At 53.5% G+C, this 20994-nt stretch carries 16 protein-coding genes; 9 read left to right on the top strand and 7 right to left on the bottom strand.

Annotated elements, in window-relative coordinates; all coding sequences use genetic code 11:
• Positions 1-18 precede the first annotated feature (18 nt).
• Positions 19-1314, bottom strand: coding sequence for a dicarboxylate/amino acid:cation symporter (locus H6585_04685; GenBank protein ID MCB9447624.1), 1296 nt, complete (start codon positions 1312-1314; stop codon positions 19-21).
• Positions 1315-1342: 28 nt separating this feature from the next.
• Positions 1343-2422, bottom strand: a complete 1080-nt coding sequence (gene aroC / locus H6585_04680; protein ID MCB9447623.1) for a chorismate synthase — start codon at positions 2420-2422, stop codon at positions 1343-1345.
• 222 nt (positions 2423-2644) lie between these two features.
• Between aroC and ftcD the strand changes: the two genes are divergently transcribed.
• Positions 2645-3655, top strand: a complete 1011-nt coding sequence (ftcD, locus tag H6585_04675) for a glutamate formimidoyltransferase (protein ID MCB9447622.1) — start codon at positions 2645-2647, stop codon at positions 3653-3655.
• A 76-nt stretch (positions 3656-3731) separates the two neighbouring features.
• A complete protein-coding gene (locus H6585_04670) occupies positions 3732-6047 on the top strand; it encodes a patatin-like phospholipase family protein (GenBank protein ID MCB9447621.1) in 2316 nt (771 codons plus the stop codon).
• A gap of 297 nt (positions 6048-6344) precedes the next feature.
• On the opposite strand, the gene H6585_04665 is transcribed toward H6585_04670, so the two are convergent.
• Positions 6345-6599 carry a 30S ribosomal protein S20 gene (locus H6585_04665; protein ID MCB9447620.1) on the bottom strand — a complete coding sequence of 85 codons (255 nt, stop codon included), beginning with the start codon at positions 6597-6599 and terminating at the stop codon, positions 6345-6347.
• A gap of 190 nt (positions 6600-6789) precedes the next feature.
• Between H6585_04665 and H6585_04660 the strand changes: the two genes are divergently transcribed.
• Genes H6585_04660 through H6585_04640 form a run of 5 tightly spaced genes read left to right on the top strand, consistent with a single transcriptional unit; the run spans position 6790 to position 13374 of the window.
• Complete coding sequence (locus tag H6585_04660) at positions 6790-9063, top strand: aconitate hydratase (protein MCB9447619.1); 2274 nt, start codon at positions 6790-6792, stop codon at positions 9061-9063.
• 10 nt (positions 9064-9073) lie between these two features.
• The gene (gene hemE, locus H6585_04655) at positions 9074-10108 is read left to right on the top strand and encodes a uroporphyrinogen decarboxylase (protein ID MCB9447618.1); all 1035 of its coding nucleotides are present in this window, start codon (positions 9074-9076) and stop codon (positions 10106-10108) included.
• A complete protein-coding gene (locus H6585_04650; protein MCB9447617.1) occupies positions 10105-11391 on the top strand; it encodes an MFS transporter in 1287 nt (428 codons plus the stop codon). Before hemE ends, H6585_04650 begins: the two co-directional genes overlap by 4 nt.
• Before the next feature lie 27 nt (positions 11392-11418).
• Positions 11419-12144: a (Fe-S)-binding protein gene (locus H6585_04645; protein ID MCB9447616.1), complete on the top strand. Its 726-nt coding sequence runs from the start codon at positions 11419-11421 to the stop codon at positions 12142-12144.
• Positions 12145-12153: 9 nt separating this feature from the next.
• Entirely contained in the window at positions 12154-13374 is a 1221-nt protein-coding gene (locus H6585_04640; protein ID MCB9447615.1) for an aspartate aminotransferase family protein, read from the top strand.
• Between the two features lie 6 nt (positions 13375-13380).
• Here H6585_04640 and H6585_04635 read toward each other — a convergent pair whose 3' ends face one another.
• The 4 genes from H6585_04635 to purB form a co-directional block, all read right to left on the bottom strand.
• Positions 13381-16584 carry a PD40 domain-containing protein gene (locus H6585_04635; protein MCB9447614.1) on the bottom strand — a complete coding sequence of 1068 codons (3204 nt, stop codon included), beginning with the start codon at positions 16582-16584 and terminating at the stop codon, positions 13381-13383.
• A 91-nt stretch (positions 16585-16675) separates the two neighbouring features.
• Positions 16676-17548 (bottom strand): glycosyltransferase family 2 protein, encoded by an 873-nt coding sequence (locus H6585_04630; protein MCB9447613.1) that lies wholly within the window; start codon positions 17546-17548, stop codon positions 16676-16678.
• Between the two features lie 24 nt (positions 17549-17572).
• Positions 17573-17923, bottom strand: coding sequence for a hypothetical protein (locus H6585_04625; GenBank protein MCB9447612.1), 351 nt, complete (start codon positions 17921-17923; stop codon positions 17573-17575).
• A gap of 23 nt (positions 17924-17946) precedes the next feature.
• Positions 17947-19296: an adenylosuccinate lyase gene (purB, locus tag H6585_04620; protein MCB9447611.1), complete on the bottom strand. Its 1350-nt coding sequence runs from the start codon at positions 19294-19296 to the stop codon at positions 17947-17949.
• Between the two features lie 130 nt (positions 19297-19426).
• Between purB and H6585_04615 the strand changes: the two genes are divergently transcribed.
• Together H6585_04615 and H6585_04610 are read left to right on the top strand one after the other, a co-directional pair.
• The gene (locus H6585_04615; protein ID MCB9447610.1) at positions 19427-20197 is read left to right on the top strand and encodes an EI24 domain-containing protein; all 771 of its coding nucleotides are present in this window, start codon (positions 19427-19429) and stop codon (positions 20195-20197) included.
• The gene (locus H6585_04610) at positions 20184-20978 is read left to right on the top strand and encodes a menaquinone biosynthesis protein (GenBank protein MCB9447609.1); all 795 of its coding nucleotides are present in this window, start codon (positions 20184-20186) and stop codon (positions 20976-20978) included. Before H6585_04615 ends, H6585_04610 begins: the two co-directional genes overlap by 14 nt.
• Positions 20979-20994 lie beyond the last annotated feature (16 nt).

Raw genomic sequence — 20994 nt, 5'->3', positions numbered from 1 at the left:
AAAAGTAAAGATGGGAATTCAGGACATCAGGTCTTCCTCCGTCACATCCTTCAACTGACCTTCCGAATGAGCCACAATGGTAGCTACTGTAGCGTCACTAGTCACGTTCACAACGGTGCGGCACATATCCAGGATGCGATCCACCGCCATCACCAGGGCAATGCCTTCCGGTTGTACACCTATGCCGGCGAGCACGATCATGAGCATCACAATACCTACGCCCGGCACCGCTGCGGTGCCAATGGAGGCAAGAGTAGCCGTAAGTACAATGCTGGCCTGGTCGGCCAGGGTAAGATCGTAGCCAAAGGCTTCGGCAATGAAGACGGCGGCCACGGCCTGGTAGAGGCAGGTTCCATCCATGTTGATGGTGGCCCCGAGCGGCAGCACAAAGGATGTCACTTTGTTGGATATTCCCAGGTGTTCTTCACACCGTTCCATGGTTACCGGCAGGGTGGCTGCGCTGGAACTGGTTGAAAAAGCCAGCAGCTGCGCCGGCATAATACCTTTGAAAAAGTCGAGGGGCTTTTTGCGTGCGAAGAGGTAAAGCAGCACGGGGTACACCACGGCAACCATCAGGAACAGGCCGATGATAACGGTAAGCGAATACATCCCGAGGGCCTGCATCAGTTCGCCGAGCGAATCGGCAAAACCCACAATCACACCCGCCATCAGCGCCATGACTCCGTAGGGGGCAAACAGCATAATCAGATCGATGATCTTCAGAAACACTTCATTCAGTCCGTCAAAAAAGCCCCGCACATGAACGGTGGTTTCCTGGGGTAACATCACCAGTGCCACTCCGAACAGAAGCGAGAATATAATCACCTGCAGCATTTTCTTGTTATCGGTGGCGGCGTCAATGAAGTTACGCGGCACCATGTCCACAAGAAACTGAAGCGGACCACTGCTTTTCACCTGTTCGGCGCCGGCCTTTCTCTCCTCCACCGAAGACGCATATTTCTCCTGAAGTTCCGTGCGCTTCTCCTGCGAGAACGATGTACCCGGCCGTGTGATGTTCACCAATATCAATCCGAGTGTAACGGCAATGACTGTAGTACCCAGGTAGAAGCCCATTGTTTTCAATCCGATTCTGGAAAGACTGGATATATCGGTCAGGCTGCTGACGCCTTTCACCAGCGATGCGAATACCAGGGGCACTGCGATGAGCTGGAGCAGGTTCATGAAGATGGTACCGAACGGACTGATCCAGTGCTCCACGAAGGTCACATGACCTGAGGCAGCTGCTCCCCAACCCAGAAACACCCCGATCAGCATACCTGTCAGGATTCTCCAGTGCAAGGCCATTTTTTTCATATCACATGGGATTTAACCGGGTTCCCCCTCATATCCGTGCGGTCTTGTGCAGCAGCACATGGTCTGCCAGCACCAATGCGGCCATGGCTTCCACGATGGGAACGGCTCTTGGTAGTACACAAGGATCATGGCGCCCTCTGCCTTCTACGGTAACGGATGCGCCTTCCTTATTGACGCTTTGTTGCGGACGCATGATCGTAGCCACGGGTTTAAACGCAGCCTTGAACAGGATGGGCATGCTATTGGAAATACCTCCCTGGATCCCTCCCGAATGGTTGGTCTGGGTGCGGATCTCATCTCCTTCCCGGATGAATACGTCATTGTGTTCCGATCCGCGCAAACGTGTACCGGCAAAACCCGAACCGTATTCGAAACCTTTGCATGCGTTGATGGACAGCATGGCAGCGCCGAGGTCGGCATGCAGTTTATGAAAGGCAGGCTCACCGAAGCCGGCCGGGCATCCGGTGACGGCAGCGGACACAACTCCACCGACGGTATCTCCGTCCTTGCGGATCTGATCGATCAGGGTGATCATTTTTTCGGCCACCGCAGCATCCGGACAACGAACAATGTTGGACTCAATGGAAATATGATCCGGAACTTCGGACGGATCTTCCATCGCGATTTCACCCACAGATGACACCCAGGCACGGATACTGATGCCTTGGTGCTGAAGCAGCTGGCGGGCAACAGCGCCACCCACCACGCGACTGGCGGTTTCCCGGGCAGAAGACCTGCCGCCACCACGGTAATCGCGATGACCATATTTGGCGTCGTAGGTGTAATCTGCATGTGACGGACGATACACTTCTTTGATGTGGTCGTAATCGGCAGACCGCTGATTGGCATTCCTGATAATAAACCCGATGGGGGCTCCGGTGGTTTTGCCTTCGAAAATCCCCGACAACCATTCCACGGTATCGGGTTCTTTTCTTTGCGTGGTGATCTTGGATTGACCGGGACGGCGGCGGTCCAGTTCCTGCTGGATGGCCTCCAGGTCAAGCGCCAATCCGGCCGGGCATCCATCGATCACGCCCCCCAGTGCAACACCGTGCGACTCACCAAAAGTGGTAAGCCTAAATATTTGTCCAAATGAATTTCCAGGCATGCGGCAAAAGTAAGATAAATCGGTGATCCGGTCCAGCAACTACCAAAAGGCCACCTCTTACAGGGTTCACCGGCAATATCATCCGTTGGTAGCTGAGATGAAGAAACTTTGTGTACGTTTGTATGTAGGTGTGGCGAACAGGAGCGCAGAATACCGATGGTCGGTTCACACACCTGCAGCAGGGCACATTACTTTGTTGAGAACCAAAAGTCAAAACCCAACATGCAACAGGAAGGGCAGGTGATCGAATGCATCCCCAATTTCAGTGAAGGCAGAGACAAAAGTATCATTGACGCCATATCGGACTCCATCACATCCGTAGAAGGCACAAAACTATTGCATGTGGACATGGGTGCGTCTGCCAACCGGACGGTGATCACCTTTGCCGGTCCACCCGACGCTGTGATTGAAGGGGCGTTCAGGGCCATCAAAACTGCGGCTGAAAAGATTGACATGCAACAGCACAAAGGCACACATCCCCGCATCGGAAGCACGGATGTTTGTCCGCTCGTGCCCATACGCAACATCACCATGCAACAGACCGTGCACTACTCGCGGATATTGGGAGAACGTGTGGGACAGGAACTGGACATCCCCGTATTCCTGTACGAAGAATCGGCACTGTTGCGCTCGCGCCATAACTTATCCAAAATTCGTGCGGGAGAATACGAAGGCATGGCGGAAAAGATCCTGCAACCCGGCTGGGCTCCCGACTTCGGAAGGGCCCACTTCAATGCACGGTCGGGGGTTACAGTGATCGGCGCCAGACCGTTCCTGGTGGCATACAACATCAACCTGAACACAAAAGACAAAGAGATCGCCAGGTCGATTGCGGAAGAAATCAGGGAGAGCGGCGCCATCCGGGGCTACGATGCCCTGGGTAACCTTGTGGTGCTGGCCGGGGAAATGAAAGCCGTCAAGGCCATCGGATGGTACATTGAAGAATACGGGAAAGCACAGGTTTCCACCAACCTGACCAACATTGACATCACACCCATGCATATGGTTTTCGAAAGGGTAAAGGAAAAGGCCGCAGGATTGGGCGTTGAGGTAACAGGATCGGAACTGGTGGGACTGATCCCCTTGCGTTCCCTGGAAACGTCAGCCAGGTTTTATTGCGGCAAGGAAGGAACCATCACAAAGGATGACCTCCAGGTTGCCATTGATCGCCTCGGTCTCGCGGAACTCAAACCGTTCCGACTGGAAGAGCGCGTCATTGAATATCTGCTGTAGCAACAAGATTGTTTCAGGGAGCCTTAACCTTCTTCAATCCATTGCGTATTTAAGTGAGGAACCACCGCAAAGGTACATGAGCACACCAGATGACAACGGCTTTTGGAACTCGGAAAGATGGAGTCGCCTGTACTACTTCTTTCCGTTTCAACTGCTGGTACTTCATCTGAAAAAGAACCAGCTCCTGCTGGTATTCTGGGCCATCATGTTCGGCTTCGTAGGCCAGCACATACTCGTACGCTACGGAATTCCCTACCTGTTTCTTGATCCCGAATACCTGGGCCGGGTCGACTTCTTCTCGTACCTCTTCATGGGCGTTACCGCCGGTGCCTTCATCATGGCTTTCCATATTTCCAGCTACATCGGAAACAGTTTCCGCTTTCCCTTCCTCGCCACACTATCGCGCCCGTTCTGGAAGTTCTGCGTGAACAACTCCGCCATCCCTTTCGCCTTTTGCATATACTACAGCTATAAAATCTACCTGTTCCAGGGCGAAAACGAATTCGTTCCGTTCGGCGACACCGTGATTGATATCCTGGGATTCCTGCTGGGCGTGTTCCTCTTCATCGCTTTTGCCTTTGCCTATTTTTTCAACACCAACAAAGACCTGTTCAAGATGTTCGGGGTGAGGGTGGACATGGAAGGACCTCCCGACATGCAGGTGCGTACCCTGGGAGACACCAAATACATCATCCAGAAACACGCCGAAAAACCCCCTCCCAAGAAAAGCAGACGCGGCAAGGAATGGCGGGTAGATACATACATGACAAGCCCGTTCAACATGCGGCTTGCCCGCAAATCTTTCCACTATGACAGGGCCATGCTCGAGCGGGTGTTCCGGCAGAACCATACCATGGCTGCGATCTTTGAAATGATCCTGATCGGAGCATTGATCGCCCTGGGCCTCTTCAGGGAGGTGAAGTACTTCATGATCCCCGCCGGTGCAAGCATCATTCTCCTCTTCACCATGTTCCTGATGCTGACCAATGCATTGAAGTTCTGGTTGCGGGGATGGTCTTTCACGGTATACGGACTGCTTTTCCTGCTCATCAATTTCATGGCGCAGTTCGAATTCTTCAACCCGGGGAACCGGGCCGTGGGAATGAACTACCAAACGCAATCCAAACCCGCATACACCATTGACCACCTCCAGGCACTGAACTACGATCCGGAGATGAACCACAAGGACATCAGTCGCACGGTGGAGATCCTTAACAACTGGAAGAAAAAAAATGAGAGCCTTTACCCTGAAAAGAAACCGAAGCTGGTCATCGTGAACACAAGCGGTGGCGGTTTACGCGCAGCGGTGTGGACGTTCAGGGCCTTGCAGTACGCCGACAGTGTATCCGGACAACAACTGATGAAGCACATGATGCTCATCACCGGATCTTCCGGAGGAATGATCGGTGCCGCCTACCTGAGGGAACTTTATTACCGGTCGCAAACAGCCGACACCAACCACATCAACCTGAACAACCCGCAATACCTGGACAACATCGGCACCGATATTCTGAATCCCATGGCATTCAGCGTTGCGGTGAACGACTTCTTCCTGCGCATACAACAATTCGAATATGAGGGCCAGACCTATCGCAAAGACCGCGGTTTCGCTTTCGAACAACAGCTCAACACAAACACGGGCAACATACTGGAACATCGGCTGAAAGACTACACGATTGCCGAATACAGCGCCACCATTCCAATGATGGTACTCACACCCAGCATCCTGAATGACGGCCGCCGCCTTTACATATCCGCTCAACCCATTTCTTATCTCACCCAGAATGCTCCAGTGGATAACCTGGTGAACGACCCCTTGCTGGAAGGCATCGAATTCACCCGGTTCTTCAGCGATCAGAACCCTTACAACCTCCGCTTCACAAGCGCCCTCAGGATGAATGCAACCTTCCCGTATATCTGTCCGATCGTATACCTGCCCAGCGAACCACCCATCCAGGTGATGGATGCCGGACTGCGTGATAACTTCGGTCTTAAGACCAGCCTTAAATTCATTTACTCCTTCCGATCATGGATCGCCAACAACACCAGCGGGGTGATACTCATCCAGGTGCGCGACCGATACAAGGAATATGAAGTGGATAAAAACCCCAGGGGTACCCTGGTACAAAACATGCTGAACCCGATCGGCAAGATGTACGACAACCTGTTTATCACACAGGATATGGACCACGACCAGCTCCTGCAGTATGCCAGCAAATGGTTCGGTAATACCATTGACGTGATCAAACTCCAGATGTACAATGAGCAGGATGACAAGGTGGCCCTGAGCTGGCACCTCACCACCAAGGAGAAAAAGAAGATCCACAATGCTGTGCTGGAGGCCCCGAACCAGGAAGCCTTCGAGAAAATCAGGGACATGCTGAAGCCGTAAAGAAACCACCTTCCGAGAAGGTGGATTTGTTAAAAGAGGGCAAAGCCCCCGGAAATCAAAGAATACCACAAGGGCTCCAAGACACGGTGGTTTGCTGTGCGAACTTTTCTTGGTGACTTTGTGCCTTGGTGGCAAAACAATACGGCGGGGCCTATAGAACCTACCTGCCGATGCACAGGCTAGCGTGATGACAGGCAGGCATGACCACCGCCTAAGACCTTGGGTTTCTAAGTTGAATAAAAAAATAAGCCCCCGGGAAATCCCGAGGGCTTATGACATAGAATGGGGGTACTATGCTTATGAAAGACTTGCAACCTTCTTGGTCAGGCTTGACTTCAGGTTGGATGCTTTGTTCTTGTGAATAATGTTGCTCTTGGCAAGCTTATCCAGCATGGCCGAAACCTTTGGCAACAGGTCCGTTGCTTCTTTCTTGTCGGTTGTGGTACGCAGCTTCTTGATCACGTTACGCGCGGTCTTGTGCTGGTATTTGTTCCTTTCTGTGCGGGCCTCGGTGGCACGGATTCGCTTCAGGGCTGACTTATGGTTTGCCATAATGACTTGCTTCGATCATTTTTATTAAGGGTGCAAATATAAGTTTTTTTTGAATTTCCACCAACAAGTTAAAAATCTGACCGGATTTTAGGATATCTGAATCCCATAGCCCCATCCACCCCACATTGCGATTATCTGTGTCTTTTGCTAATTTCGCCACCACATTTGAGACCGCAAAAAACACATCACCATGATATTCGACCTTGACATGATCAAAGCGGTGTATGCCCGCTTCCCCGAACGCATTGCCGCAGCACGTAAAGTGGTTAACAAACCCTTGACGCTCTCTGAAAAGATCCTCTACACCCACCTGTGGGATGGTTCAGCCACCACAGCCTATGAAAGGGGTAAATCCTATGTGGACTTCGCGCCCGACCGCGTAGCCATGCAGGATGCCACCGCCCAGATGGCCCTCCTCCAGTTCATGCAAGCCGGTAAGGAAACAACCGCCGTGCCTTCTACCGTGCACGCCGACCACCTGATCCAGGCACGCGTGGGCGCCGACAAGGACCTGCAGGAATCCATCAACAAAAACAACGAAGTATTCAACTTCCTCGCTTCCGTTTGCAACAAATACGGCATCGGTTTCTGGAAACCCGGCGCCGGTATCATCCACCAGGTGGTACTCGAAAACTATGCATTCCCCGGAGGTATGATGATCGGTACAGACAGCCATACAGTGAATGCCGGCGGACTTGGCATGGTGGCCATCGGCGTGGGCGGCGCAGACGCCGTTGACGTGATGGCAGGTATGGCATGGGAGCTGAAGTTCCCCAAACTGATCGGCGTGAAACTGACCGGAAAGCTGAACGGATGGACATCCGCCAAAGACGTGATCCTGAAAGTGGCCGGCATCCTTACAGTAAAAGGCGGAACCGGCTGCATCGTGGAATATTTCGGCGAAGGCGCCCGCTCCCTGTCATGCACAGGCAAAGGTACCATCTGCAACATGGGCGCCGAGATCGGGGCCACCACCTCCACCTTCGGATACGACGAGTCCATGTCGCGTTACCTGTCGGCCACCGGACGTGCGGATGTAGCCAAACTCGCCGATGCCATCAAGGAACACCTCACCGGCGATGACGAAGTATACGCCAACCCTGAAAAATATTTCGACCAGGTGATCGAGATCGACCTGTCGACCCTCGAACCGCATCTGAACGGTCCATTCTCGCCGGACATCGCCACCCCCATCTCCAAGATGCGTGAAGCCGCCGAGAAGAATGGGTGGCCGACCAAGATTGAATACGGCCTGATCGGTTCCTGCACGAACTCTTCCTATGAAGATATTTCCCGTTCCGCCTCCATCGCCAAACAGGCGGTCGACAAACACCTCAAAGCACAATCCCAGTTCACTGTGACCCCAGGTTCCGAACAGGTACGCTATACCATCGACCGCGACGGCTTTATCGACACGTTCAATCAGATCGGAGCCAATGTGTTTGCGAATGCATGCGGTCCCTGCATCGGCCAATGGGCGCGTGCGGGTGCTGACAAACAGGAGAAAAATACCATCGTCCATTCATTCAACCGGAACTTCGCCAAACGCGCCGACGGCAACCCGAACACCTATGCCTTTGTGGGATCACCCGAACTGGTCACAGCTATGGCGATCGCCGGTGACCTGGGCTTCAATCCACTTACCGATACCCTCACCAACGAAGAAGGTCAGCAGGTAAAACTGGATGAACCCAAAGGATTCGAACTCCCACCCAATGGCTTTGCCGTGGAAGATGCCGGTTACCAGGCACCCGCTGCTGACGGCAGCAAGGTGGACGTGGTGGTGAAGCCCGACTCAGAACGTCTCCAGCTCCTGACCCCCTTCCAACCCTGGGACGGCAAGAACATCACAGGCATGCGTGTGCTGATCAAAGCAAAAGGCAAGTGCACCACCGACCACATCTCGATGGCCGGCCCGTGGCTGCGCTACCGCGGACACCTCGACAACATCTCCAACAACACCCTCACCGGTGCGGTGAATGCTTTCAACGACGAAACCAACAAAGTGAAGAACGTTATCACCGGTGAATACGGTGAAGTGCCGGCGGTACAACGTGACTACAAAGCCAAAGGCATCCCAACCATTGTGGTAGGCGATTCCAACTACGGTGAAGGTTCTTCCCGCGAGCACGCCGCCATGCAACCCCGTCACCTCGGTGTTCGTGCGGTGCTGGTGAAATCCTTCGCCCGCATCCACGAAACGAACCTGAAAAAACAAGGCATGCTGGCGCTCACGTTCTCCAACGAAGCCGACTACGACAAGATCAGGGAAGATGATACCATATCCTTCACCGACCTGGATCAGTTCGCGCCAGACAAGCAGCTGACCCTGCGACTGGATCATGCCGACGGCACCTCGGATGAGATCAAGGTGAACCAGAGCTACAATGAAAGCCAGATCGAGTGGTTCAAAGCCGGATCGGCGCTGAACCTGATCAAACAACGCGAGAAAGCAAGCATCTGATCCGACCGGCATGGAATTGAAAAACGACCTCATCCTGCGGGCAGCCAGGGGAGAAAAGACCGAAAGAACGCCCGTGTGGTTGATGCGTCAGGCCGGACGCGTGTTCCCGGAATACCGGAGGGTGCGCGAAAAAGCCGGCAGTTTCAAGCAGCTGGTGGAGAACCCGGAACTGGCGTGTGAAGTCACCATACAGCCTGTGGACATCCTGGGCGTGGACGCCGCCATCCTGTTCTCCGATATCCTGGTGATACCGGAAGCCATGGGACTTCCCTACGAAGTGGTGGAAGCCAAAGGCCCTGTGTTCGAACGGTTCATCAAACGACCGGAAGACCTGGACAGCCTGCACATAGCCAACCCTGAGGAAGACCTGGCATATGTGGTGGAGGAAATCCGACTCGTGAAATCCGCCCTGGCCGGTCGCGTGCCGCTGATCGGTTTTGCAGGCGCACCATGGACCATCTTCTCTTATATGGTGGAAGGCAGCGGATCCAAAACCTTTTCAACCGCGCGCAAGTGGTTGTACACAGACGCGGAGACGAGTCACCGCCTGCTCGACATGATCACCCGATCCACCATTGCCTACCTGAAAGCGCAGGTGCAGGCGGGCGCCAACATGGTGCAGGTGTTCGACAGCTGGGCCGGCGTACTTTCGCCCGACCAGTACCACACCTTCTGCATCCCCTACCTGAAAGCGATCTGTGAAGCCATCACCGACGTGCCGGTGATCATCTTCGCAAAAGGCGCCTTCTTTGCCATGAACGAGCTGGCGCAACTACCATGCGAAGTGCTGGGACTCGACTGGAACATGCCCATCAGGGAAACCAAAGCACAGATCGGAAACGGAAAAACGGTACAGGGCAACCTGGACCCGTGCCTGCTGTATGCCGATAAGCAAGTGATCACAAAGGCCACCCACGCCATGCTGGAAACCTTCGGACCACAGCGGCACATCGCCAACCTGGGCCATGGCCTCTACCCGGACACAAACCCGGATCACGTTAAACATTTTGTGGAAGTCGTTCAGTCGTACCGCCACCGCGAATGATCGAAAAGGGAAATAAGAAGATCATCAGGGGCTGGGCCATGTACGACTGGGCCAACTCGGTGTACAGCCTGGTGATCACCTCCACCATTTTTCCCATTTACTACAATGCCGTTACTTCCTCCGATGGAAACGACCAGGTGGTATTCCTGGGCCGCCAGTTCACCAACACCGCCTTATACTCCTACACCATTTCCGCAGGTTTTCTGCTGGTGGTGCTGATCTCACCGCTTCTTTCCGGCATCGCCGACTACAGCGGGCGCAAGAAAGCCTTCATGCGCTTCTTCTGCTACCTGGGCTCTGCCGCCTGCTGCGCGCTGTACTTCTTCGACAAAGACCACCTGGGCATTGGCCTGGGGGGATTGATGCTGGCCACGATGGGTTTCTCCGGCAGCCTCGTATTCTACAACGCCTACCTGCCCGAGATCGCGGAGGTAAAAGACCAAGACAGGGTGAGCGCCCTGGGGTTCGGACTGGGCTATGTGGGCAGCGCCATCCTGCTGATCGTAAACCTGATCATGATCATGAGTCCGGAAACATTCGGTATGCCTTCGGATGGAACACCTGCCCGGATCTCGTTTGTGATGACGGGCATCTGGTGGTTCGGCTTCTCCCACATCACCTTCAGGGTACTGCCGAAAAACGTGTACCAGAAACAGGCATCGGGCAACCTGCTTACCAAAGGATATGCGGAACTGCTGGGTGTGTGGAAACAAATCCGCACGGAAAAAGCATTGCCGATGTTCCTCACCGCCTTCTTTGTTTACAGCATGGGCGTACAAACGATGATGTACATGGCCGCTTCTTTCGGTGACAAGGAAATCTCCATGAAAAGCGATGAGCTCATCACCACCATCCTCATCATCCAGTTTGTAGCCATGATTGGCGCCTGGGCCTTTTCAAGGGCCTCTTCCCTGTTCGGAAATATCCGGGCCCTGTCCGTGTCCCTTGTAATCTGGGTGGGGATATGCGTGTCCGCCTATTTCGTGTATACTGCCAATGCCTTCTACCTGCTGGCCGCCGTGGTGGGATTGGTCATGGGTGGCATCCAGTCGCTGTCGCGATCCACTTACGCCAAGATGCTTCCGGAGACACATGACCATGCATCTTATTTCAGTTTTTATGAACTCTGCGAAAAGACAGGCATCGTATTGGGCACAGCCAGCTACGGCCTGATCGAAGAGCTGACCGGCAGCATGCGGAATTCCGTTTTCGCCCTGATTGTCTTTTTTGTTGTCGGATGGTTCTTTCTGTTTCGCCTTCCGCGGAAAAATACCGACCTTTGACCACTCGAAAAAGCAAAGGCTTCGCGAATGGACGTTGAACTTTTTATCCCCTGTTTCATAGATCAGATCTACCCGGATACCGCCGCCAACATGGTACGGATCCTGGAACGCATCGGTTGCACGGTGCACTACAACCCCGACCAGACCTGCTGCGGTCAACCGGCTTTCACCAGTGGACACTGGGATGAAGCCAGGGAGGTGGCCGCCAAGTTTATCAAAGACATTGACAACACCCGGCCGGTGGTCACGCCCTCAGCATCGTGCGCAGGCATGATCAAGAACTATTACGACGACCTCTTCAAGAACTCAGCCCTGCACAATGAGTACAGGCAACTGCAGAAAAACACCTTCGAGCTGTCGGACTTCCTGGTGAACCACCTAAAGATCACCGACCTCGGCGCCAAGATGGATGGCAAGAAAGCCACCTACCATGATTCCTGCGCCGCCCTGCGTGAGTACGGCATCAAGCGCGAACCCCGCATACTGTTGGAAAAGGTGAAAGGTCTGGAACTCGTGGAAATGAAAGACACCGAAAGCTGCTGCGGCTTCGGAGGGGCATTCGCCGCCAAGTTTGAAGCCATCTCCAGCAGCCTGGCGGAGGTAAAGGTGAACAACGCCCTGGAAACGGAGGCCGACTTCATCGTAAGCACCGACGCATCCTGCCTCATGCACCTCAACGGATACATCCGCAAGGAAAAGAAACCGTTGAAGATCATGCACCTCGCAGACGTACTGGTTTCCGGTTGGGATTGATTTCATATTATGTATTGGGAAGCTTATTCACACAGCAAAATCAGGGACCGGGTTTTCCAGGCCCTGAATCAAAACCTGGATTTCCGGCAACGCGATGTGCTGGGACTCCCCGCCTCTTTTCTTGACCCCGAAGAGTTTTACCCCGACGCTCCGTTCCTGGATGACGCCCCGTACATGCGGGCCCTCAACTCCAACCCCAACCACATCGGATGCCATACGGTGACCCAATCCGAAGAAGCGTTCAAGGGAACGCAGGAGCTGGAAAGGGAAGCCATCGCCCTATGCGCGGAAGAGATCCTGGGTGGAGAAAGCGGACAGCAGGACGGGTATGTAGCGGCAGGTGGAACCGAGGCCAACATCATGGCGCTTTGGATCTACCGCAACTATTATATGGAGAAGCACAGCGCTCGGCCGGATGAAATCGCCGTGGTGTATTCGCAAGACAGCCACTACTCCATGCCGAAAGGCTGCAACCTGCTTTGCCTGAAACAACTGGTGATGGAGGTGGATGACAGCACCCGCCTCATCAAAACAGATGCCCTGAAGCAACAACTCGGCGACGCAGCAAAGAGCGGGATCAAGTACCTGATTGTGGTGATGAACATGTCCACCACCATGTTCGGTTCGGTGGATCCGATTGACGAGGTGACGGCGGTGCTGGATGCACAACCGCTCCCCTTCATGCTGCATGTGGACGGCGCGTTCGGCGGCTTCATCTACCCGTTCTCATCGGGCGATGAACGCTATACCTTCAAGAACCCGCATATCACCTCTTTTACCATGGATGCACATAAGATGCTGCAGGCGCCTTACGGTACCGGCATCTTTCTGATCAGGAAAGGATGGATGCAATATGCGATGACCAAAGAGGCACGCTACGTACATGGAAACGACTACACCCTCAGCGGATCCCGCTCCGGTGCAAATGCCATAGCGATCTGGATGATCCTTCGTACGCACGGGTCGGACGGATGGAAAAGCAAGGTGCGCAAGCTCATCGCCCGCACCGACCGTTTGTGTGAAACGCTGGACAAAAAAGGCATCGCGTATTACCGTCATCCCCACATGAACATCGTTACCATCCGTGGGAATGCAATCTCGCACAAAGTGGCAGAAAAATTTGTGCTGGTACCCGACACCCATGAGGGCGAGCCCAACTGGTGGAAGATCGTGGTGATGGACCACGTGACCCAGGGTATGCTGGACCGCTTCCTGGCCAGCGTTCACTAAGTCCGGTTACTTCTTACCGAGCTCGTCGAGCAACTCCTTCACAGCTCGTTCCAACTGCTGGTCTTTACCGACTGCTACCTGCTCGTACTCGTTCTTCACCTTGATGTCGGGTTGCAGTTCCTGGTTTTCCAACAGTGTACCATCAAGGCCCATGTAGCCTACCTCAGGAATACCGAATACGATACCTATATAAAGGCGCTCCCACCACACCGAGGTGCCGGTTCCCGGAACGGGCATCCCGATGAGTTTGCCGATGTTGAGTTCCTTGTAGGCATATGGAAAGATATGTGCATCCGAATAGTTGGTTTCGCACATCAGCACCACCGAAGGTTTGGTCCACCGGGTATCCGGACGAATGCCCAGCACCTGTCCGCGTGGGAATGTGGTGAAGTATTTCTTGCCGCTCAGGAACACACACAGCTGATCGTGCAGGTTGCCTCCGCCGTTGAAGCGTGTATCCACTACAAGCGCTTCCTTGTCGAAGTACTTGCCCATGGCTTTGTCATACACTTCCCGATAACTCTTGTCGTTCATACCCCTTACATGCACATATCCCAGGCGGCCTCCGGACAGGCGTTCGGTTTCATCCTCACGGCCTTTCACCCATCGTTCGTATAGCATGTTGCCTTCATCACCCACGGATGTAGCCTTCACCCTTTCTTCCCAGCGACCGCGGGAGGCGGGGTCGTAAAGTGACAACAACACATACTTACCTGATTTGTGGTTCAGCAGTTCATAGGGGTTGTTGGTCATGGTCAGCTGTTCGCCATCGATCTTTTCAATAACCACGCCGCGTTTCACCCTGGATGCCGCGAGGTCGAGCGGACCACCCGGCAATACCTCGGATACTTTCAGGCCGGCACCCACATAACCCCGATCGTACATCAGTCCGAGCGATGCCGTTTCATCCGATCCTTCCGGTGTTTTGCCGCGGTACTTAGCACCGGTATGGGAGGCATTCAGTTCACCCAGCATTTCACTGGCGAGCTCGGAAAAATCGCGGAGGTTGTTTACATCAGGAAGCACCCTTTCATATTCTTTCAGGTAAAAGGCCCAGTCCACACCTTGCATATCCACCTTATAAAATTTCTTCAGCGCCTGCCGCCACATATGTTCGAGGAAGTACTTGCGTTCTGCGGCTTCATCCACTTCCATTTCCGCTGAGAACGAGATGGCACTTTTCTTTCCGCCGGATGTTTCCACTGTATACATTTTATCATCGGATATCACGAACAGGGTTTTGCCGTCTTTGCTTAGGGTAAGGGTACCCATCCCACCCACATTGGCCAACGATTTGATTTCATCCTTGTAGAGGTTGCGGCTCCAGATGTCATATCCTTCATTGTCGGATTTGGCCATGTAGTAAAGCGTCCCGCCATCATCGCTCACAACGGCATCTGCCAGCCAGCTGGCATGGGGCGTCAGTTGTTTTGTGCGGCGTTCGATGCCGTTCAGATCGATCTTAATGGGAGGCACATACCCCCCTTCGCTCTTTTTATGATCCTTTTCCTCCTCCTTCAACAACTCCCATTCAACCTCCGACAGATTGGCGCGGTCAAAGGCTTCGCGGGTGAAATACATGGCCTCTACATCGTCTTCGGAACCGGAACCGCTGTGCCGGAAATTGCCGTTGCGGTCGGTGTACCAGATCATCGCTTTCCCGTCCAATATCCATTTGGGATGATAATCATTATATCCGCTGTTGGTTAGGTTCACCACTTTGCCGTCGCCGGCCGCACTGACCAGTCCGACTTCCCCGTCCCATCTTTCACGGTCGAAAAAGCTCACCAGTAACCATTTCCCATCGGGTGACCATTGAAAGTACTGATCGCCATCGATGTAACTGTAGGTATGATCTCCCGACATGGCCACGCGTGTACGACGGGTGGCAAGGGTGAGTATCTTCAGGGTGGTTCTTTCCTCCAGGTATGCAATCTCTTTTCCATCTGGCGCCCACTGCGGTTGAAACGCTTCTTCCGGGCCTTCCACCAGGGGTGTCTCTTTCAGCACAGTGGCCTGGTAGAAGTACTTCTCATCTTCCCTGACCATTTTGGTTTGATAAATATTCCAGCTGCCGTTGCGTTCGGCTGCATAAAGGAGGCTTTTGCCATCCGGACTGAAACTCACAGAGCGTTCCATCTCCGGGGTGTTGGTGATGCGTTTGGTGATGCGATGATCAACAGATGTCACGAACACTTCCCCTCTATTGATGAATGCGATCTCTTTGCCGTCGGGTGACACGTCCATCTCGGATACTTCCGATCCGAGCGGTTCGAACTTCCGCTCCAGGTCCCGTCCATCGTTGCGAACCTGAATGGAAACCTTGACAGGCTGCTCTCCATCGCGAACAGTATAGATACTTCCATGGTAACTGTAGCACATAAGTCCGTTCGAAGCGATAGACAGGTTGCGTACCGGGTGATTTTTATGATTGGTCACCTGGGTAACCTGGCTGGGATCCAAGAGGGGAAACTTCCACACATTGAACGATCCGCTTTTCTCGCTGAGGTAAAAAATCTCCTGTTCATTGGGCGCCCACACGGCGTTGCGGTCTTCACCTTCATATGTGGTAAGCTGCCGGTGTCGTTTGTTCTCCACATCCAGCACCCATATATCATGGGCTACGGAAGAAGTCTGGTGTTTCCTCCAAAGGTCTTCAACACCTTTCAGGTCATCATACAAGATCATCTTTCCCGACTTATGGTAGCGTGCATTCAGCGCGGGGGTCGTCAGGATCATGACGGGCATTCCACCGGCAACGGGTACTTCGTACAATTGCGGGAATCCCCAGGAAGGGAACTGAGATGAACCGGGATCATCGGTACGCCGTGACGAGAACAGCACTTTATCTCCTTCCGGGGTGAAATCGCTGGGAAGGTCGTTGGACGAATAATAGGTCAGACGCGTGGGTTTTCCGCCGGATGCAGGTATGGTGAACACATCGTAGTTGCCATAGCGGTCGGATGCAAAGGCGATGGTTTTTCCGTCGGGTGACCACACGGGCATGAAGTCATGGGCCTCATGCAATGTCAACACACGGGCTACGCCGCCGGCCACAGGAACGGTGTAGATATCGCCGCCGTGGCAGAAGGCGATGGTACTTCCGTCGGGTGATACAGCGGGGTAACGGTACCAGGTAGAATCGGTATCCTGGGCAAATGCACCTGCGCAAAAGAGGCTGCAGACAATAACGAGGAGGATGTTTCTCATAGAATGCAAGTCGGATGGATTTTTTTATTGGCTGCCCAAAGGTTACGAATTTGGACCAGATTCCAAAGTATCTGATTCAGCCGGAGTCAGATCAACGGATGAGCTTGTAGTTGCGGTACTCTCCCACCCGCCATCCGGTTATCCGTTCAATCCACCCGAGCACGCGGGTTTTGAAAGAAAGTTTACGTGACGAAGGGTCGAAGGCAAAAGACCAGTTCATGCGACGGATGCGGTCTTCCATCACCTCCGGATGTTGTCCTTCAAAACGGGCCAGGGAATCGATCCGGGAATAATCGAAACTATCGTAGATCTTCACGTTGGATTCCACCCAATTGTCATCATGCCACAATGCATGGAAAGCTTCCTGTCGTTGTTGCTGCACCTCCGGGGGGCGCACCCAACCGTAGTGATACATGGTGGCATTCGCCGGCTTCACATACAAAGACCTTCCGTCTTTTCGGAAGCCCTGTGCATCGCGGTAGGAATACACGGCGGGATCGGGGCGTACGGCACGCACCTCACGGCGGTACCAGCGCCTGGAATCGCCTACATAATCGTAAGAACCATAAAAATGAACGTAGTCAAACAGGAGTCCTTCCACCCGTTTGTCATCCTTCCATTGTTCCATGGCGGCACGCAACGGCCGGTGGCTTGATTCGGGAAGTACTTCATCGGCCTGAATGTACAGGGCCCAGTCGGCATCGGTGCGAACAGCACGCAGTGCCTTGTTCGTTTCTTCCGCGAGCACCCTTCCACCTTCTCTGAGGGAATCGTCCCATTCGGTTTCGATGATGCGGATCTTATCCGGAGCGATGGACTGTACCAGGGCCAGCGTATCGTCTTCAGATTTTCCCACGGCAACAATCACTTCATCGCATACAGGCAATATGGAACGCAGGGACTCCACCACCGGGTAGTCATACCGGATGGCATTGCGAATGAATGAAAAGCCGACAACTTTCAAAACTGGCAAACGTGCGGTCGTATACTACTTGATGGTGATGCTGATATTACCGGCCCTACCGCTGTTGTTATACTGGCGGAGGATCTTCAGTTGCCGGAAGTTTTCGGAATGGAACTGGCCGGTAGCACCATCATTAAAGGTGATGGAACCTTTGAGTATCTTGATGCGACCGAACACATTGTACTTCAGCTCTTCGATTTCAAGGGTGATGAGCCTGCGTTTCAGATCTTGCTGGATATCCTTGATCTCCTGCTCGGTTTGGGTGGCCTTGATAACCAATTCGAAATTCTTAGGGTTGTTGGCCTGTTGCGCAAAGGCAGTGCCGGAGATCAGCATGCACAACGCACAAAGGAAAACGGCGAGGATGGGTTTCATGGCGATGGTGTTGTTGGGTGGTTTTATGAACTGACCCCGGTATAGTTGGCGGGTGTAATGGTTTTGAGTTCCTCTTTCACCGCTTCAGTTACCTTCAGCTGTTCAATGAAAGCATGAATGGCTTTGCGGTCGATCTTTTCGTTGGTGCGTGTAAGTGCTTTGAGGGCTTCATAAGGTTGATCAAACCCTTCACGACGCAGCACGGTTTGAATGGCTTCGGCCACCACAGCCCAGTTGTTTTCCAGGTCGTTGGCGAGTGCTGCCTCATTCAGCAACAGTTTCCCCAGTCCTTTCCTTGTCGACTGAAGGGCAATGACCATGTGTGCGAACGGCATGCCCACGTTACGCAGCACGGTACTGTCGGTAAGGTCGCGCTGGAGGCGGGAAACGGGAAGTTTGGCCGCCAGGTGCTCGCACAGTGCTATGGCGATTCCGAGGTTACCTTCTGCGTTTTCAAAATCAATGGGATTGACTTTGTGTGGCATGGCCGACGAACCCACTTCACCTTCCTTGATCTTCTGGCGGAAGTACTCCATGGAGATGTAGGTCCACATATCCCGGCACAGGTCAATCAGAATCACACAGATGCGTTTCAGGGCGTCGAACAGCGCTGCGAGCTGGTCGTAATGTTCGATCTGGGTGGTGGGGAACGACCGGGTAAGGCCGAGGTTGCGCTCCACAAATCCCCTGGCAAAGGTCTGCCAGTCGGTATCCGGGTAGGCCACATGGTGCGCGTTCAGGTTGCCGGTGGCTCCGCCGAACTTGGCGGCGAAAGGCACCTGGTTCATGGCGTCCATCTGTATGCGCATGCGCTCCACAAACACCTGAAGTTCTTTACCTAATTTGGTGGGAGAAGCTGGTTGGCCATGGGTTCTGGCCAGCATGGAAACATCTTTGTACTGGATAGCGAGTCCTGCCAGATCTGCAACCAGTTCCTGCATCAAGGGCATCAATTCGTTCACAAGGGCCTCTTTCAATGACAGGGGCACACTGGTGTTGTTGATATCCTGGGATGTAAGTCCGAAATGCACGAACTCCCTTTCGGAACCGATCCCCCACGCTTCCAACCTTTGTTTGAGGAAATACTCGACCGCCTTCACGTCGTGGTTGGTTACCTTCTCAATGTCCTTTACTTCTTGTGCCTGTTCGGGTGTGAACTGCTTGACCAGGTCGCGCATGCGTTGGAACAACTCAGGTTTAACGCCCTTCAGTTGCGGAAGGGGCAGTTCACACAATGCGATGAAATACTCAACTTCCACATGCAGCCGGTAACGGATCAATGCGAATTCTGAAAAATAGCCGGCGAGGTTTTTGGTGACCCTCCGGTAGCGGCCATCTACCGGGGAAATTGCTGACAACTCGTTTAGTTCCATGTGATTGTGATAGGCGTCCAAAGGTAAGCAATCCGTGGGAAGGGTAAAGGCATGAGTTTTCCACAATTTCCGTGCTACCGGCAACGGCCTGAAACCGCATACCGAAGGGATAATTCGCTAATTTCGCAGCATGTCCTTCACCACCCAGGTACTGCTGGGCTTTCGCAGCTATGCAGAGGCCCATCAATTCATCCGCAACCATAGGCTGTGGGGCTACCTGCTGGTACCCGGAATCATCAACCTTATCTTGTTCGCGGTATTCGCGTGGACAGCGTGGCAATGGTCGGCTGCCATGCTGGATACCTTTTGGGCCTGGGCCAATCTGGACAGCTGGGGCTGGGCCGGATGGCTGAAAGGTTCCCTGGTGTTCCTTACGGGGTTTGTACTGAGGGCAGCCTTACTGATGATCTACCTCAGCATTTACAAATACATGGTACTGATCTTGCTTTCCCCTTTGCTGGCACTGTTATCGGAGAAATGTGATGAGATCCTGACGGAACGCTCCTATCCCTTCAGCATGAGCCGGTTGATGTCGGATGCATGGAGGGGCGCCCTGCTCGCCATCAGGAACCTGCTGGTGGAAGCGCTGATCACACTGGCACTGTATCTCGGGGGGATGATTCCTTTTGTGGGCATGGCAGCCCCGGTGCTTCTCTTGCTGACCGAAGCCTACTTTTACGGCTTTTCCATGATCGACTATTCGTTGGAACGAAAGCGCTTGAATCGCAAAGAAAGCATTGATTATGTAAGAAGATACAGACCCCTGGCCATTGCCAACGGGCTTGGGTTTCACGCCCTGTACCTCATTCCTGTGGTGGGCTGGATGATTGCTCCCACCTACAGTGTGGTTGCAGCCACCCTGGCCATCCACCAAATCCCGAATTCAGATGGAAAAACATAACGGTCCGTTGCAGGTATCAGCGGTTTCATTCGGCAACACGCGGCCCTTCATTTACGGCATGGAGCATATGGGGGTCATGGACCGTCACCGGGTTTCTCTGGATATTCCTTCCGAATGTGCCAGGAAACTGATTTCCGGAGAGGCCAATGTAGGACTCGTACCCGTTGCCGCCATTAACAGCATACCCAACGCCCGCATCATCACCGGGTACGGGATCGGCGGCTACGGACCTGTTGATTCCGTGATGCTTTTCAGCCAGGTACCGTTGGAAGAAATCCGCAGCGTTCTGCTCGACTACCATTCCCTTTCATCCATCCGATTGGTAAAGGTTCTGGCTGCCATGCATTGGAAAAAGAACTGGCAGTGGGCGCCCGCATCGCAGGGATATGAAGAGCTGATCCATGGCGAAATGGCCGGTGTGGTGATCGGTGATCGTGCTTTTACCTTGAACGAGCGCTACGCATACCGGTATGATTTGTCAGAGGCCTGGTTCGAACTAACGGGCCTCCCCTTCCTGTTTGCTGCGTGGGTTTCCAATACCGACCTGCCCGATGCATACATCGAAGAACTGAATGAAGCCTTCGCCTTCGGAACCAGCCACCTGGAGAACAGCGTAGCACAGGCATCCCATCCATACCTTGACGCCGCTGGCTTTGTCAATTACCTTCAAAAAATACGTTACGAACGGAATGAAAACATGATGAAAGGGTTCCGGCAATTCAACGAGTATATAAGCATGCTGGAACCTCAATTCAACCTGGAGATCAGGCCAAACAATTGATGATCAAATGATTCAT

The sequence above is a fragment of the Flavobacteriales bacterium genome (genome assembly GCA_020635855.1).
Taxonomy (GTDB): Bacteria; Bacteroidota; Bacteroidia; order JACJYZ01; family JACJYZ01; genus JACJYZ01.
Note: the sequence above shows the minus strand (reverse complement) of the source record. Positions and strands in the feature narration are given on the sequence as shown.

Excerpts from the sequence above, each read along its gene's own strand:
- H6585_04660 (MCB9447619.1), top strand. The coding sequence starts at position 6,790 with ATGATATTCGACCTTGACATGATCAAAGCGGTGTATGCCCGCTTCCCC.
- H6585_04670 (MCB9447621.1), top strand. The coding sequence starts at position 3,732 with ATGAGCACACCAGATGACAACGGCTTTTGGAACTCGGAAAGATGGAGT.
- aroC (MCB9447623.1), bottom strand. The coding sequence starts at position 2,422 with ATGCCTGGAAATTCATTTGGACAAATATTTAGGCTTACCACTTTTGGT.
- H6585_04645 (MCB9447616.1), top strand. The coding sequence starts at position 11,419 with ATGGACGTTGAACTTTTTATCCCCTGTTTCATAGATCAGATCTACCCG.
- H6585_04615 (MCB9447610.1), top strand. The coding sequence starts at position 19,427 with ATGTCCTTCACCACCCAGGTACTGCTGGGCTTTCGCAGCTATGCAGAG.
- H6585_04640 (MCB9447615.1), top strand. The coding sequence starts at position 12,154 with ATGTATTGGGAAGCTTATTCACACAGCAAAATCAGGGACCGGGTTTTC.
- H6585_04610 (MCB9447609.1), top strand. The coding sequence starts at position 20,184 with ATGGAAAAACATAACGGTCCGTTGCAGGTATCAGCGGTTTCATTCGGC.
- H6585_04685 (MCB9447624.1), bottom strand. The coding sequence starts at position 1,314 with ATGAAAAAAATGGCCTTGCACTGGAGAATCCTGACAGGTATGCTGATC.
- ftcD (MCB9447622.1), top strand. The coding sequence starts at position 2,645 with ATGCAACAGGAAGGGCAGGTGATCGAATGCATCCCCAATTTCAGTGAA.
- H6585_04665 (MCB9447620.1), bottom strand. The coding sequence starts at position 6,599 with ATGGCAAACCATAAGTCAGCCCTGAAGCGAATCCGTGCCACCGAGGCC.
- H6585_04625 (MCB9447612.1), bottom strand. The coding sequence starts at position 17,923 with ATGAAACCCATCCTCGCCGTTTTCCTTTGTGCGTTGTGCATGCTGATC.
- purB (MCB9447611.1), bottom strand. The coding sequence starts at position 19,296 with ATGGAACTAAACGAGTTGTCAGCAATTTCCCCGGTAGATGGCCGCTAC.
- hemE (MCB9447618.1), top strand. The coding sequence starts at position 9,074 with ATGGAATTGAAAAACGACCTCATCCTGCGGGCAGCCAGGGGAGAAAAG.
- H6585_04635 (MCB9447614.1), bottom strand. The coding sequence starts at position 16,584 with ATGAGAAACATCCTCCTCGTTATTGTCTGCAGCCTCTTTTGCGCAGGT.
- H6585_04650 (MCB9447617.1), top strand. The coding sequence starts at position 10,105 with ATGATCGAAAAGGGAAATAAGAAGATCATCAGGGGCTGGGCCATGTAC.